Here is a 14,121-nt window from a genome sequence, read left to right on the forward strand (position 1 = left end):
ACGTGGCGCACATCGCCAAACGCATCCGCGAGGTGATTGGCGGCGAACGGGTCTGAGCCGATAGTAAAAATCCACGCCGCAGCGTGGATTTTTACTAGTCGGAATTAAGCTGCGCCTATTTGACCGGCGTCGCCTCAAACACCAGCGTTTCCAGCGGCTGCAGGGTAACCACCAGCGCCTGCTGATACGCCTGCGGGAAGGTGGCATTGTTGCCGTAAACCGGCTTCAGGCTAAAGCGGGTGGTGGCGCCCTGCGGGATTTCGAAGTCTTTACTCAGGTTCAGGTAATAGGCCTGCGGCTTATCCAGCGGATTACGCAGGCCGAAAATCGCCTTCTCCGGTTGCCACGACGCCCAACCGTATACCTCCAGCCGCGTCGGGTCACCGCCGATCCAGTGGGTATCGACCAGCACATCGGCATTATCCCGCGACCACGTCGCCGCCTGCGCCAACGTATCCCACTTATGGTCGTTCAGCATCGACGGGGTGATATACAGCTCCTGCAGCTGCGTACCGGTGGCGAAGAAGCTCCACACCTGGTCGTCAAAGTCGTCGTCGCTCTGCACTTTCTCCAGGCCGTAGTAGGCATTTTCCGCGCTGATAATGCCGTGATACATCAGTGAATTCAGCGGGAACAGCGGCCCTTTTCTGACGATCGAGCGATAGGTTTCCGCATCGCGGTAGGTCATCCACCGCTGCACCGGCGAACCTTTACCGTACAGATTGATATCATCCCCCTGCCGCCAGATGGAATCGGCATAAAACAGCCAGGACGGGCTGGCGTTGGTGCCGGTGGTCAGGTTGATAAACTGATTCGGATTGGCGGCGCGCATAGAGTCCAGCAGCGCGATCGAAGCATCAAAATCCGAGGCGAACGGGCTGCCGGCAAGATGCGCGTTGGCGTTGCCCATGCCGTCCAGCTTGAACGAGGTGATATGCTCGTTCTTGATCAGCTTGACGATCTGCTGATTAAAATTCTTAAAGTAGTTCGGGCCGGACAGCGCCAACTTGCCGTCAACGGTTTCAAAGCCGTACTCTTTGGCGTGGGAGACGCGTATATCGCGCGGTGTGTTATAGCCGCCCCACGGCGACAGCCACAGGCCGACCGAACTGTGCAGACTTTCCGCTTTCTTTTTCACCGTGCCAAAGCCGTGGCGGAAGGCCGGGCCGAACAGCCAGCGTCCGGTGCGGTCATCCCAGCCGTCGTCCAGCAAGAACGCGTCCAGCTTCACGCCGCGCCCGCTGATAAAGGCTTTGTCCCACTCGTCCATCCGTTTCAGCACATCCTGTTCGGTATAGGTGGTGAAAAAGCCGATATCCATCCAGCTGTTGTAGTGCAGATAAGGCTGATACGGCCGCGCGCGCACCGTATTAATGAACTGGTTGACGCTGCGGCGCAGCTGGCCGACCTGCGGGAAGGTGCCGAAATAGATACGATAGCTGACCGGCGTTTCCGGCTGTATCGGCGTCGCCAGTTCCACATTCAGGTTGGTGGTGGCCTCGTAGGCGTAGGTATTGACGATCGGTTTTTCCGGCATGATAAAGAATGAGTCGGCGATAATCGGCGAACTGTTAATCGCACCGTCAACATACGGGGCCTGGGACTGCTTCTTCGTCGGGAAGAACGTGATCTTCGCCACGCTGCGCGCCTGCTTCAGCGCCGTAATCTTATAATCGATGCGGGCATACTTGCCGTGCAGCGTGTTAAGCGTCACGCTGACGTTGAAGTCCGGGCGCGTATACGCCAGCACGATCGCATCGCCCTGCTGGCTGACGCTATTCAGCGTGAAATCCGCAGCATGAATTACCGTTTCATCCGGCAACGTCAGAAAAAACAGCTCCTGCGGCGCCAGCCGGCTTCCGCCGGCCTTATCTTTAATCGCCAGCGCCGATTTGCCCTCGTCAAAGGTTACGGCAATCTTCTCATTGTCGAGCGCATATTGCGCGGCGGTCGCGCCGTTGGCAACCAGCAGCGCCAACAGCGCCACGCAGGTGACTTTCTTCATTCCAGAGGTCCTTATTGTTGTTATCGAAGGTAACGGTAATAACGGCGCATTACGCCGTCAGCGCCGTCTCCGCGCCGATGCGGCCCGCCGAGCCGCACAGGCTGATTTTATTGCTGACCACCTCTTTCATTGCATCCATGCCCACGCGCAGGTAATAACGGGGATCGTTGCCCTGCGGGTTATCGGCAAACCACTGCTTCACCGCCCCGGCGAAGGCGATCTTCAGCTCGGTGGCAATGTTGACTTTGCAGACACCGAGTTCAATCGCCCGGCGCACGAAGTCGTCCGGCACATCGCTGGCGCCGTGCAGCACCAGCGGCACGCTGACCACATCGCGAATGGCCGCCAGCCGCTGAAAATCAATCTTCGGCCGCTTGGTGTATAAGCCGTGTGCGGTGCCGATGGCGACGGCCAGGCTGTCGACGCCGGTTTGTTCCACAAAGCGCCGCGCCTCCTGCGGATCGGTCATAAACGCCTGCTCTGCGTCGGTGGCCATATCATCCTCCACGCCGCCCAGGCGGCCCAGCTCGGCCTCCACGCTGCAGTCATGACGGTGACAATACGCCACCACCGACGCCACCAGCCGGACGTTATCGTCAAACGGCAAATGGCTGCCGTCGATCATCGCGCTGCGTACCCCGGCCTGCACCTTGCGGCGGATATCGTCCAGCGATTCATGGTGGTCGAGATGCAGCGCCAGCGGCATCCGGTAGCTGTCGGAATAGGCGCGGCACAGTGCATAGATCTCGTCAAAGGCGATATGCCTGAAGGTGCCGGGCGTCCCCGCCAGAATCACCGGCGAGCGCAGTTCGGCGCACACTTCCAAAATTGCCTGAATAGTCTCGGCATTATGAATATTGAACGCCGGCACGGCGTAGCCGTTGGCCTGCGCGTCCAGTAACAGATACTTGGTGGAAATAATGCTCATGGTGCCTCCTACGCTTGCCATGCATGAATAACCACGCCCTGCACCACCCGGTTTACCGCGCCGCTGGCGGAAGGCGTATCCGGCGTGATGCCCGCTTTCAGCGATTCGCTCAGTGCGAACATCTGCGCATACATCAGGAAACAGAACGCCAGCTCCACATCGTTGAACCCGCGTGAAGGCGGCAGCAGGATATGCGGGCCTTGCTCAACCATCGCGTCCGGCTCCGCCGCGATCGCCAGCACGCGCATCGCCTGGTTATCACGCCGCAGCTCGGCCAGCAGATCCAGGTCGTAACGCCGCGTATAGGGATGACTGGAAATAAACACCACCACCAGCGTCTCGTCATCCACCAGCGATTTCGGGCCGTGGCGGAAGCCGGCCGGCGAATCGTAAAACGCCGCCAGCCGGCCGGCGGTCAGCTCCAGCACTTTCAGCGCGGCTTCGCGCGCCGCCCCCTGCAGGCCGCCGCTGCCGAGGTAGGCGACGCGCTTCCACGGCAGGCTGCCGAACACGCCCTCACGGACATCGTCCAGCGACGCCAGAATGCTGCGGCAGCGCTCGGCTACGTCGCGGAACGCCCCGACGTTAAATACCGCCGGCGCAAACGCCGCCAGACAGCTGAGCATCATGGTGGTGATGCTGCTGGTCATGGCAAAACCGCGATCGTGCGTTTCTGCCGGCATCAGCAGTGCGAAGGCATTGCCGTCGTCACGCGCGTTTTGATACAGGCTGCCGCCCTCATTACAGGTAATCACCAGGTGATGGCATTCCGGCACAAGCTGATTCGCCAGCTCAATGGCCGCCAGGCTTTCCGGACTGTTACCGGAGCGGCCAAAGGAGACCAGCAGCAGCGGGTGGGCGGCGTTCAGGTAGTCCATCGGGTTGGTGACCAGATCGGTGGTGGGCAACGCGCTGAAATTCTTGCCCGTAAAGCGCGTCAGCCAGGGGGCGATAATCTCGCCGATAAACGCCGAGGTGCCGGCGCCGGTCAGCACAATGCGTAAATCCTCATTCAATAGCAGCGGCGCAAGAAACTGCTCAAGCGACTGGCGCAGGTTATCGATAGCATTTAACGCCCGTAGCCAACTGGCCGGCTGCTGGCGGATCTCGGCTTCTGTCCAGGTGCCCGTAGCAACGGTCGGGCAAGTCTCGGTTTGTGGCATAACTTCATCCTTAGTCGTGTGACATCAATATCGGGCGTGGCGGCATTTCGCCTGATGACGTTTTGGGCTATTCGCATGCAGTGGGTTATATGCCCTCTTCCAGCGGCTTTTCCTCTCGGCAGCGCCCCAGCTCATCCGCCAGGCTGGTCAACCCGCGGCGTCCGCACGCCAGCGCCTGCCGGCGAAATGCTTCGCTGCTCAGCCCCTCACGCTCCAGCACCATCTCCAACAAAAGTTGCAGATTGGTGCCGGTAATCACTTCCCGCCCCGGCTGCTGCATCGCCAGCGTCGACGCGACGCGGAACGGCGTGCCCCCTAGCAGGTCGGTCAGAAACACCAGATCCTCGTGCGCATCGAGTGCCGCAACCGCCTGCTCCAACTGTGCGGTCAGCAGCGATGTGCTCGAACTTTCGGTAAAATCGATCGCCATAAACTGCGGCTGCTCGCCCAGTATCTGCGTCATCGCCCGCGCCAGCCCGCTGGCGAAGCCGCCGTGGCCGCAAAGAATAATGCCTATCATCGTGAACGCCTCCGGCTTACAGAAAGTGAGCGAACTTACCGACTATCGCCAACACCACGGTGATCGCGATTAGCCGCAGCGGACTCCAGCCGCGCCGCACCAGGTAGTACATCAGCAAGGTATACATCAGCGGCAGGAAGGCCGGCATCAGCTTGTCGATCACGTCGCTCTGCAGCTTGACCACCGCGTCACCGGCGGTGATCTCCAGCGTCGTCGACAAACGTACGTAGGTCGCCACCAGCGCGCCAATCACCGTCATGCCGACGATCGACGCCGCATGGCCGACCCGCCGGGTATTGGCTTTCAACAGCGGGATCGCCGCCACGCCCATGCGATAGGCATAGTGAGCCAGCCCAAAGCGCAGCCCCAGGTGCACCACGTTAAACAACAGCAGGAAGATCACCGCGCCGAGGATCGAACCCTGCAGTGCCAGGCTGGCGCCGATACCGCCGCAAATCGGCAGCAGCGTCAGCCAGAACATGGCGTCGCCGATGCCGCCGAGCGGCGCGCCGACGGCGATTTTGGTGCTTTGGATGCTGTTCACGTCCTGCTTGGAGCGCTCCATCGCCAGAATAATGCCGATGACAAAGGTCACCAGAAACGGGTGGGTGTTAAAGAACCCCATATGTCCTTTCATCGCCCGCGCCAGATCGCGCGGGTTGGTATGGATTTTTTTCAGCGCCGGCAGCAGACCGTACAGCCAGCCGGCGGCCTGCATGCGTTCGTAGTTGAACGAGGCCTGCAGCAGCATGGAGCGCCAGGCGACGCGGTTGATGTCCTTGCGGCTCAGCTCCGCGCCGACGCGCTGGTCTTCATACCGGTTCTCATTAGCGCCGGTCAACAGCGTCTCCTCTCCGTCTGAAACGTTGTTCGGCAGCGTGCTCGGGTTAGATGCCATCTTCGAATTCCTCCTGCTGTGGGGCCGGCGCATTGGGCTCAGGGCCTTTGCGGTACAAATCAATCAGCGCCATCGCCAGCGCCGCCGCGGCAATCGCCAGCACCGGCAGCTTCAGCCAGGCCGCCGCCACAAAGCCGATGATAAAATAGGGGATATAGACATTTTTCATCATGATCTTCAGCAGCACGGCGAAGCCGATGGCCGGCATAATGCCGCCCGCCACGCCAAGGCCGTCAATCAGCCGCGCCGGCAGCACATCGATCGCGGTTTTGGCGTGTTCCGCGCCAAAGTAAATCGGCAGGAACGCGCACAGAAAGTAGAAGCATCCCAACGCCAGCATCGCCAGGTAGTTCACCCGCTCAATGCCTTTGGTATCGGCGTTGGCCGCCATCCTGTCGCAGCGTGACATCACGCCGGACATCACCGAGAACAGGAAGGTGATTCCCATCTGCACCGCCACGGCGAACGGCACCGCGACGCCGACGGCGACGTCCGGTTTTACCCCGGTGGTGATGGCAAAGGTGGTGCCGACGATGGTGCCGATAATCACATTGGGCGGCTGCGCGCCCGCCAGCGGCGCCAGCCCCATCCACACCAGCTCCAGCGTGCCGCCGGTCAGAATGCCGGTATGCAGGTCGCCGAGGATCAGCCCCACCAGCGGACCAAGCACCACCGGGCGGTGCATATGGGTTAAACCGTCAAACATATCCAGGCCGGCGATAAAGGCGAGAATGCCCAGCGCGCAGGCCTGCAGCAGAGTGATTTCCATTGCCTGTCCCTCACAGTTGTTTGAACAGATCCAACGCGGGTTCCGTCGGTACGCCCTGCACAAAGCACTCAACCCCGGCGGTTTGCAGGCCGTGAAACGCGGCGATATCGCCGGCGTCGACGGAGACCGTTTTGGCGATTTGCCGTTTACCTTCGACGTAATGCATATTGCCCACGTTGATGCGCGTCACGGGCACCCCGCCCTGCACCAGCGTGAGAAAATCCGCCGGCGTCTTGCAGACCAGCAGGATTTTTTGCCGGTCGGCGGCGCGGTGAATGTTGTCGATCACCTTCTGCAGCGACCAGAAGCGCACCGCAATGCCCTCCGCTAACACCATCTCCATCAGGTTTTGCTGCACCGGATCCGCAGCCACCTCGTCGTTGGCCACCAGCACCAGATTCGCACCGGCGAACCCGACCCACTGAACGCCCACCTGACCATGAATCAAACGTTCGTCGATACGGCTTAATACAATGTTCGGCATAGCGTTTTCCTCGTTGTTGTTATGCGGAACGCAGGGCCTCGCCCTGACAGGCGGCGTGGTACTGGCCCAAAACGTTCTGGATATGGTCGATAATCAGCGCACGCGGCGCGGCAGCCAGCGTTCCCGCCCGCACCTTGGGGTACTGCAGCGGTAAATACTGGCTGAGCAGCGGCTGCGGGATTGGCGTGTCCGTCAGGTTGCGCAGCAGCTGTGTAAATGCCTGCTCAATCTGTTCATCCGGCCAGTAATAGCGTATGCGGTCGGAGTAGCTGTAGCCGCGCGCCAGCCGGCGGGCGGACTCATCGCCGTGATAGTGGCTGCGCCAGTATTCCGGCCGTTTGAGCATCACCTGTTCCAGCACCTGACGCAGGCCGGAGCAGGCGTTCGCCGGCAGCAGTTCCTGCTCGATCGCCGCCAGCGCAAACAGCGCCTCGCGCAGGGCGAAGGTCAGCGCCGGCCCGACTTTCAGTATCGCGAAATGGTCTTTCACCAGTTGACGCAGCGCCTGCGGCGTCTGGTAATCGGTGGAATGCGCTTCAAACACCAGCGTATCGCAGGACTCCACCATGGCGCTGAGCGCCACGGCCTGTTGCGGCTGGTAATCAATTACCTGCGTATGGTCGAACTCGACGCCGGGCTGCACCACCAACGCGATAATCCTCGGCCAGACGTCGCCCAGCCCCTGCCGTTCAAACGCCTGACGATGTGCGGCCAGCGTCGCCCGCGCGGCGTCCGGGGCGGTAACCGCCAGCGTCGTCAGGGTTTCATGCGCGCCGCCGGGAACCGGCACCTCGGTGCCGATCACATACGCCAGATCGGAAACGCCAAACTGCGTGCGGCAGGTACGCTCGGCCACCTGCGCCAGCCGCGCGGCGCGTTCGGCGACGATCGCATCGCTCAGCGGCTGCGGATCATCCGCGCAGGGCATGCTGCAATCCAGGTGAATCTTTTTAAAGCCGGCGGCGACGTAGCTTTCGATCAGCGTTTCCGCCTGCGTCATCGCCTGCTCGGCAGGCTGGCTCTGCCAGCGGTTGGGGCCGAGGTGGTCGCCGCCGAAAATAATCTGCGATGCGGGGAAATCCAGCTTCTGCGCCAGCTGGCAGACAAAGCCGCGAAAGTCCGCCGGCGTCATGCCGGTATAACCGCCAAACTGGTCGACCTGATTGGACGTCGCCTCAATCAGTAAAGGCGTCTGCCGCTGCCGGGCGTAGCGCAATGCCGCCTCCAGCACCAGCGGATGCGCAGAGCACACGGCATAAATGCCGTTCGTCTGCCCTTGTTTGTGCCTGTTTACCATCTCGGTTAGCTGCTTCACTTTCCTCCCCCTCTCCGGCTGACGCGCGGCGATGCATTTCGTTTCGTTTCTTTTATCCTGCTGCAGGGTGTTTAAAAAACAAAACGAAAGATATTAATTTTCCGATCTGTTTCACAAAAGAAAGCAAATGAAAGAGTTCAGACGTGAGGAAGCGCACTGAAGGCGGCATTTTTACGCTTGCATTCTGTCAAAGGAAAGGGGTTAATAGGCGAATCGAAATGAAACGAAAGATTTAATGAAAGGAGCTCATATGAGCAGCAGCAGCGACTTTTCCGCCGACAAGCGCGCCACCGGCACCAGCGAACGGCGTGAACAGATTATCCAGCGGTTGCGGCAGCAAGGAAGCGTGCAGGTTAACGATCTTTCCGCCTGGTTTGGCGTCTCAACGGTGACCATTCGCAACGATCTGGCATTCCTGGAAAAACAGGGCATTGCCGTGCGCGCCTACGGCGGCGCGCTAATCTGCGACGGTACGCTCCCCGCAGCCGAACCCAGTGTCGCAGCGAAAAGTTCGCTGAATACGGCGTTAAAACACGGCATCGCCCAGGTCGCGGCCGATATGATCCTGCCCGGCAGTCGGGTGATACTCGACTCCGGCACCACCACCTGCGAAATAGCCCGGCTGATGCGTCACCACCATGAGGTGATCGCGATGACCAACGGCATGAACGTCGGCAACGCGTTGCTGGAGGCGGAAGGCGTAGAGCTGTTAATGACCGGCGGCCACCTGCGCCGCCAGTCGCTCTCGTTTTACGGCGACCAGGCGGAGCAGGCGCTGCTGAATTACCACTTCGATATGCTGTTTCTCGGCGTCGACGCTATCGATCCGGAGCGCGGTATCAGCACCCACAATGAAGACGAAGCGCGCCTGAACCGCCGGATGTGCGAAGTGGCGGAACGTATCATCGTGGTGACCGACTCCAGCAAGTTCAACCGTTCCAGCCTGCACAAAATCATCGATACCCAGCGTATCGATACCATTATCACCGATGAGGGCATTCCCGCAGACAGCCTCGGCGAGCTGCAAAAAAGCGGGATCGAGGTAGTGCGGGTGAAGGTCTGACGCCAACGTCAGCATTTAGCGCTGACGCTGGGCCTCAAAGTACTGGTTGCACATTGAGAAGATCAGCGTGTCCGGGTTCTTGATCAGCACCGTCGCGCCGGGGAATTCGTCGTCATCCGGCGTATTGGAGGCTGAGTCTTTCGCGGTATGCATGATGGCGATCCGCTCCACCGCTGGCGCAATGATGCCAAGCATGGCGAAATCGACGGCCGGCGTCTCGGAATCGGCATCCGAGTTATCCTCAACAAACTCCTGCTCCTCAACCGTACTGCTTACCACGCCCAGACTGCGCCGCTGCTGGTTGTTCCAGCTAAAACCGTCCGGCTGATAGCTGATCTGCGTATTCAGCACGCTGTCGATCTGCTGCCGATCCCAGCAGACGGCGGCCTGTGTCGGCAGCGTCTTCGTCACGCGCCACCGGCCAAGCAGCAGGCTGGGGATTGGCGCTTTGCTTTGCGACGCAGACGCGGCATGGCTCTTCGGCAGCGGCTCCTGCTGCGCTATCGCCAGTAACGGCGCCGACAGCGGTATAAGCATCATCAGTGGTAATAACCGACGTGTAACTTGCATAACGGATTCCCTTATTTCCTGGCGATAATCGAGCGCCCCGTAAAATCGGGCAGGATTAGCATACTGTCGCCGGGTCCGCGCGCGCAACTGCCAACGCGCCCCCGGTTGCTGCCTGGTTCAATATTCCATGCTCCGCCAGCGGCGCGCGCAGCCCTTGCAAAAATTAAAACATCGTTTTAATTTATCCTCAGCGGACTCATCCGTTATCAGGAGCGCATGATGTTTGTATTTAAACAAGATACCCGGCTGGAAACGCTGGGCGATGGCGTATCGCGCCGTATTCTGGCTCACGGCGGCGGCATGATGGCCGTGGAGGTGCACTTTCTCGCCGGCGCGGTGGGGCCGTTGCACAGCCACCCCCATGAGCAGCTGACCTACGTGTTGTCCGGCCGTTTTGAATTCACCATCGGCGAGGAGACGCATCAGGTCAGCGCCGGCGATACGCTGTATAAGCGGCCTCACGTGGTGCACGGCTGCGTCTGTCTGGAAGCCGGCGTCCTGCTGGATACTTTTACCCCGCAGCGGGAGGATTTCCTGACCTGAGCCGCGTCCTCCCTGTTCTCCCCGGTTAAAAATTGCGAGCCGCAGCGCAATTTAAGCGATTGTTCGCTCAGCGCGGCGCATCCTCGCCAATACTGTGTAGACGGTAAACCGGGCGGAGACAGGGTATGCAAATCGGTAATCAAGCAAGGATGAACCGGCTGTTTAATCAGGGTAAATGTCTGGATGTGGCGATCGACCACGGTATCGCCAACGAGCCGGATTTTTTGTCCGGCCTGGAGAATATCGAACGGGTGATGAGCAGCCTGATCGACGCCCGCCCGGACGCCATTCAGGTCAATTACGGCCAGGCCGACCTGCTGCAGGCTGCCCCGCAGCGCAACAAGCCGGCGCTGGTAATGCGCACCGACGTCGGCAATGCCTATAACGCCGCCCGCCATCGTGAAATGTGGGCGGTGCTGCATAATCCGGAGCAGCCGATCCTCGCCGCCCTGCAAATGGATGCCGCCGCGGTGGTGGTCAACCTGTATATGATCCCGGATGAGCCCGGCATTTTCCGCCAGTGCGTGGAGAACATCGGCCGTTTGCGTCACGCCTGCGAGCGTTACGCCATGCCGCTGATGATCGAGCCGCTGGTGATGGCGCCGGCCGGCCAGGGTGCTGCCTACGGCTCGATCGGTGATGTGGAGAAAATGGTGCCGCTGGTGCGGCTGGCGCGCGAACTGGGCGCCGATATCATCAAGGCCGACCCGACCGAACGGGTGGAAGATTTTCACCGCATCGTCGAAGCGGCCCGCTGCCCGACGCTGGTGCGCGGCGGCGGCAAAGGCGAGCTGCGCGCGGTGCTGGACAAGTCCGCCGCGCTGATGGCGCAAGGCGCCAGCGGAATGGTGTATGGCCGCAACGTTTATCAGCACGATAACCCGGCGCAGGTGGTGCGCGCATTGATGGCGATTATCCACCAGGGCGCCGGCGGCGAGCAGGCGCTGGAGATTTACCATCAGGCATAGCGCATCGTTATGTAACTAAAATAACTCCCGTTCTCCGCTGCCGGCCGTGGTAATCTGCAGCCGGTAACTGCACCCGTCCCCTTTCCCCGTTAGAATAGCGCGTCACAACCTGCTCCGGAGAATTCTTATGTCACAGCCAAGGCTTCCGCTGAAGCTCAGCACCTCGGTTACGCTGATGGTGTCCGCCATTATCGCCTCGGTGCTGATGGTGGTTTACGCGCTGTTTTTTGTCCAGATGGACCATGAAGGACAAAGCCAGCTGCAGCGTAAAGCCATGGCTATCGCCGAAACGCTGGCGCTGTCCGACACCATCGTCGACGGGCTGCAGAACCGGCGGCAGGACGGCGCTATTCAGCGCTTCGCCGAGCAGGTGCGTCAGCATAATGAACTGCTGTTCGTGGTGGTGCTGGATATGGACGGCATCCGCTATTCGCACCCCAAACCGGCGCTGATCGGCCATCATTTTATCGGCAACGACCTGGCGCCGGCGCTGCGCGGCCAGTTAAACAGCGCCATTAACCGCGGCGCGCTGGCTCCGGCGCTGCGCGTGTTTGTGCCGGTTTATAACGCCCGCCACCAGCAGATCGGCGTGGTAGCGCTGGGCATTGCGCTGGATACCGTCGAGCGGGTTATCGACGAGAGCCGCTGGATCATCTACTGGACGCTGGCCTTCGCCGCACTGGTCGGCTCGCTGGGCACGTTCTGTCTGGTAAAAGCGCTGAAACGCATTATGCTCGGTTTTGAGCCTTACGAAATTTCCAACCTGTTCGAACAGCGCAATGCGATGCTGCAATCGATTAAAGAAGGCGTGATTGCCGTCGATAATCAATCACGCATCAGTATCGTCAATGATGAGGCTAAGCGGCTGCTGCGGCAGAGCGGGCCGGTTGAAAACCTGCTGCTCAGCGCCGCCAGCAAACACTGGCCGGCGCAATTGCATCTGGCAGAGGTACTGGCCAGCGGTAAACCGCGGCGCGACCGGCAGATCGCCTTTAACGGCAGTGAACTGCTGGTCAATACCGTGCCGGTGATCGTTCAGGGACAGGTGGTCGGCGCGATTGCGACCTTTCGTGACAAAACCGAGGTCAGCCAACTGCTGCAGCGCCTCAGCGGCATGACGCAATATGCCGATGCGCTGCGGGTGCAGTCGCATGAGTTTATGAACAAGCTGCACGTGATCCTCGGCATGCTGCATATGAAGGCGTATCAGCAGTTGGAAAACTATGTGATCAATACCGCCAGCACCTATCAGGAAGAGATCGGCACCCTGCTGCGCCGGATAAAATCGCCTGAAGTCGCAGGCTTTTTTATCGCCAAAATCAACCGTGCGCAGGAGGCCGGCATCGATCTGGTGATTGATGAGGACAGCCTGCTGCCGGAAGCGGCAGAGGCGGAAACCACCCATGTGCTGATCAGCGTGCTGGGTAATTTAATCGAAAACGCCATTGAGGCCATCGACGGTGAGGAAGGACATGAAATTACCCTGAGCTTCCATCACAATGGCAATCATTTACACTGTACCGTCAGTGACGACGGTCCGGGCATCGATCCGATCGTCGGCTCGCGCATTTTTGAACAGGGATTTTCAACCAAAGGGTCAGGACGCGGCATCGGCCTGGCATTAATTCTCAGCCACCTGCAAAAGCTGGGCGGCAGTATTGATTTTGACTCTGAACCGGGTGAACTGACCCAGTTTTATGTGCATATTCCCTATCAGGCCAAGAGCTGAAAACATGATTAACGTACTGATTGTCGATGACGATCCCATGGTGGCGGAACTCAATAAATATTACCTGAGCCAGGTCAAGGGCTTTCACTGCCAGGCCACGGTGGCAACGCTGGCGCAGGCACATGCCCTGCTCACCGACGCCAGCGCCCGTATCGACCTGGTGCTGCTGGATATTTATATGAAGCAGGAGAATGGGTTAGACCTGCTGCCGGCGCTGCGCGAACTGGGGGAGAAAACTGACGTCATCGTCATCTCTTCCGCCAGCGACGTCGACACGGTGCAAAAAGCGCTGCATTACGGCGTGGTGGATTATCTGATCAAGCCCTTTCAGTTCACCCGTTTCAAACAGGCGCTGAGCCACTATCAGCAGCAGTCACAGCTGTTGGCGCAGCGTACATTTTGCGCGCAGTCTGACGTGGATAATCTGCTGCGCCGCCAGCCGAACGGCAGCGAAAACAAGAAACTGCCGAAAGGGTTAACCAGCATTACGCTGCGCACGGTATGTGAGTGGATTGAACAGCAGCGTGATGAGGAGTTTTCCACCGACAACCTGGCCAACGCCATCGGCATATCACGGGTCTCATGCCGTAAATATTTAATTTATCTGGCTGACAGCGAGATCCTCAGCACCCGCATTATGTACGGCACCACCGGCCGGCCGGTGTATCTCTATCAGCTCAACGCTGATGCGCTGGGCCTGTTGCAATCGTATTGCCGCTGACCCTCTTCGCCGCCCCGCGCGCCGGCATAACACATGCGCGCTTCCCCCCTTCTTCTGCCCGTCGCCGGCATCGGGCGTTTATTGCACTGCCAGCGGATAAAGCCGGCAAAGTTCAGCGCTAAACGTAAATTTTATTAACAAATTCAGAACATATCGCTACGGTAATGTTTGCGTCACAATTAATTAATAAAACAACAGTAATAAAACTGTGTGAATAGAATTATTCCTAAAAATTTCACTTATCCGATGAGCGAACCAGAATTTCAATCCATTGATATTTAATTATTTTATAAAAAATCACACGATTTATAACTTTTTAACATGGGTTTAATACTTAATTAAACTTTGATCATCAGCGTGATCTGGTTCTAACTTTATAGGCGAATGGATGAATAACTCTCGCTTGGATGCTTACCCTGTTAATGCAAAACCCTGCAAGGTTTTT

General features: G+C 59.1%; 14 protein-coding genes. 5 read left to right on the forward strand and 9 right to left on the reverse strand.

Annotated elements, in window-relative coordinates:
* Positions 1–115 precede the first annotated feature (115 nt).
* From TAN611_RS13445 to kbaZ, 8 genes are all read right to left on the reverse strand, one after another.
* Positions 116–2,005: an enterotoxin gene (locus tag TAN611_RS13445; RefSeq protein WP_203066563.1), complete on the reverse strand. Its 1,890-nt coding sequence runs from the start codon at positions 2,003–2,005 to the stop codon at positions 116–118.
* Between the two features lie 49 nt (positions 2,006–2,054).
* Positions 2,055–2,933 (reverse strand): tagatose-bisphosphate aldolase subunit KbaY, encoded by an 879-nt coding sequence (kbaY, locus tag TAN611_RS13450; RefSeq protein WP_105231443.1) that lies wholly within the window; start codon positions 2,931–2,933, stop codon positions 2,055–2,057.
* 8 nt (positions 2,934–2,941) lie between these two features.
* Complete coding sequence (locus TAN611_RS13455; protein ID WP_203066564.1) at positions 2,942–4,096, reverse strand: SIS domain-containing protein; 1,155 nt, start codon at positions 4,094–4,096, stop codon at positions 2,942–2,944.
* Positions 4,097–4,181: 85 nt separating this feature from the next.
* Positions 4,182–4,616, reverse strand: coding sequence for a PTS galactosamine/N-acetylgalactosamine transporter subunit IIA (gene agaF, locus TAN611_RS13460; RefSeq protein ID WP_105231445.1), 435 nt, complete (start codon positions 4,614–4,616; stop codon positions 4,182–4,184).
* Between the two features lie 16 nt (positions 4,617–4,632).
* Positions 4,633–5,514 (reverse strand): PTS N-acetylgalactosamine transporter subunit IID, encoded by an 882-nt coding sequence (agaE, locus tag TAN611_RS13465; RefSeq protein WP_111736945.1) that lies wholly within the window; start codon positions 5,512–5,514, stop codon positions 4,633–4,635.
* Positions 5,504–6,283: a PTS N-acetylgalactosamine transporter subunit IIC gene (gene agaW, locus TAN611_RS13470; protein WP_111736944.1), complete on the reverse strand. Its 780-nt coding sequence runs from the start codon at positions 6,281–6,283 to the stop codon at positions 5,504–5,506. The genes agaE and agaW overlap by 11 nt, the downstream gene beginning before the upstream one ends.
* A gap of 10 nt (positions 6,284–6,293) precedes the next feature.
* Entirely contained in the window at positions 6,294–6,767 is a 474-nt protein-coding gene (gene agaV / locus TAN611_RS13475) for a PTS N-acetylgalactosamine transporter subunit IIB (RefSeq protein WP_105231448.1), read from the reverse strand.
* A gap of 19 nt (positions 6,768–6,786) precedes the next feature.
* Entirely contained in the window at positions 6,787–8,082 is a 1,296-nt protein-coding gene (gene kbaZ / locus TAN611_RS13480) for a tagatose-bisphosphate aldolase subunit KbaZ (RefSeq protein ID WP_105231449.1), read from the reverse strand.
* A 250-nt stretch (positions 8,083–8,332) separates the two neighbouring features.
* Between kbaZ and TAN611_RS13485 the strand changes: the two genes are divergently transcribed.
* Positions 8,333–9,145 (forward strand): DeoR family transcriptional regulator, encoded by an 813-nt coding sequence (locus tag TAN611_RS13485; protein WP_105231450.1) that lies wholly within the window; start codon positions 8,333–8,335, stop codon positions 9,143–9,145.
* Between the two features lie 15 nt (positions 9,146–9,160).
* Here TAN611_RS13485 and TAN611_RS13490 read toward each other — a convergent pair whose 3' ends face one another.
* On the reverse strand, positions 9,161–9,715 hold the full coding sequence (locus TAN611_RS13490; protein ID WP_145961120.1) for a hypothetical protein: 555 nt from the start codon (positions 9,713–9,715) through the stop codon (positions 9,161–9,163).
* Between the two features lie 219 nt (positions 9,716–9,934).
* On the opposite strand from TAN611_RS13490, the gene TAN611_RS13495 reads away from it, so the two are divergent.
* The 4 genes from TAN611_RS13495 to dcuR all read left to right on the forward strand — a co-directional run bounded on the left by TAN611_RS13495 (position 9,935) and on the right by dcuR (position 13,676).
* Positions 9,935–10,258 (forward strand): cupin domain-containing protein, encoded by a 324-nt coding sequence (locus TAN611_RS13495; RefSeq protein WP_105231452.1) that lies wholly within the window; start codon positions 9,935–9,937, stop codon positions 10,256–10,258.
* Positions 10,259–10,383: 125 nt separating this feature from the next.
* Positions 10,384–11,226: a class I fructose-bisphosphate aldolase gene (locus TAN611_RS13500; RefSeq protein ID WP_111736942.1), complete on the forward strand. Its 843-nt coding sequence runs from the start codon at positions 10,384–10,386 to the stop codon at positions 11,224–11,226.
* Between the two features lie 127 nt (positions 11,227–11,353).
* The gene (locus tag TAN611_RS13505) at positions 11,354–12,955 is read left to right on the forward strand and encodes a sensor histidine kinase (protein WP_105231454.1); all 1,602 of its coding nucleotides are present in this window, start codon (positions 11,354–11,356) and stop codon (positions 12,953–12,955) included.
* A 4-nt stretch (positions 12,956–12,959) separates the two neighbouring features.
* Positions 12,960–13,676 carry a two-component system response regulator DcuR gene (gene dcuR, locus TAN611_RS13510; RefSeq protein ID WP_105231455.1) on the forward strand — a complete coding sequence of 239 codons (717 nt, stop codon included), beginning with the start codon at positions 12,960–12,962 and terminating at the stop codon, positions 13,674–13,676.
* Positions 13,677–14,121 lie beyond the last annotated feature (445 nt).

The sequence above is a fragment of the Serratia sp. Tan611 genome, from assembly GCF_905188235.1.
Classification (GTDB): domain Bacteria; phylum Pseudomonadota; class Gammaproteobacteria; order Enterobacterales; family Enterobacteriaceae; genus Serratia_B; species Serratia_B rhizosphaerae.

Excerpts from the sequence above, each read along its gene's own strand:
- TAN611_RS13445 (WP_203066563.1), bottom strand. The coding sequence starts at position 2,005 with ATGAAGAAAGTCACCTGCGTGGCGCTGTTGGCGCTGCTGGTTGCCAAC.
- kbaY (WP_105231443.1), bottom strand. The coding sequence starts at position 2,933 with ATGAGCATTATTTCCACCAAGTATCTGTTACTGGACGCGCAGGCCAAC.
- TAN611_RS13455 (WP_203066564.1), bottom strand. The coding sequence starts at position 4,096 with ATGCCACAAACCGAGACTTGCCCGACCGTTGCTACGGGCACCTGGACA.
- agaF (WP_105231445.1), bottom strand. The coding sequence starts at position 4,616 with ATGATAGGCATTATTCTTTGCGGCCACGGCGGCTTCGCCAGCGGGCTG.
- agaE (WP_111736945.1), bottom strand. The coding sequence starts at position 5,514 with ATGGCATCTAACCCGAGCACGCTGCCGAACAACGTTTCAGACGGAGAG.
- agaW (WP_111736944.1), bottom strand. The coding sequence starts at position 6,283 with ATGGAAATCACTCTGCTGCAGGCCTGCGCGCTGGGCATTCTCGCCTTT.
- agaV (WP_105231448.1), bottom strand. The coding sequence starts at position 6,767 with ATGCCGAACATTGTATTAAGCCGTATCGACGAACGTTTGATTCATGGT.
- TAN611_RS13485 (WP_105231450.1), top strand. The coding sequence starts at position 8,333 with ATGAGCAGCAGCAGCGACTTTTCCGCCGACAAGCGCGCCACCGGCACC.
- TAN611_RS13490 (WP_145961120.1), bottom strand. The coding sequence starts at position 9,715 with ATGCAAGTTACACGTCGGTTATTACCACTGATGATGCTTATACCGCTG.
- TAN611_RS13495 (WP_105231452.1), top strand. The coding sequence starts at position 9,935 with ATGTTTGTATTTAAACAAGATACCCGGCTGGAAACGCTGGGCGATGGC.
- TAN611_RS13500 (WP_111736942.1), top strand. The coding sequence starts at position 10,384 with ATGCAAATCGGTAATCAAGCAAGGATGAACCGGCTGTTTAATCAGGGT.
- TAN611_RS13505 (WP_105231454.1), top strand. The coding sequence starts at position 11,354 with ATGTCACAGCCAAGGCTTCCGCTGAAGCTCAGCACCTCGGTTACGCTG.
- dcuR (WP_105231455.1), top strand. The coding sequence starts at position 12,960 with ATGATTAACGTACTGATTGTCGATGACGATCCCATGGTGGCGGAACTC.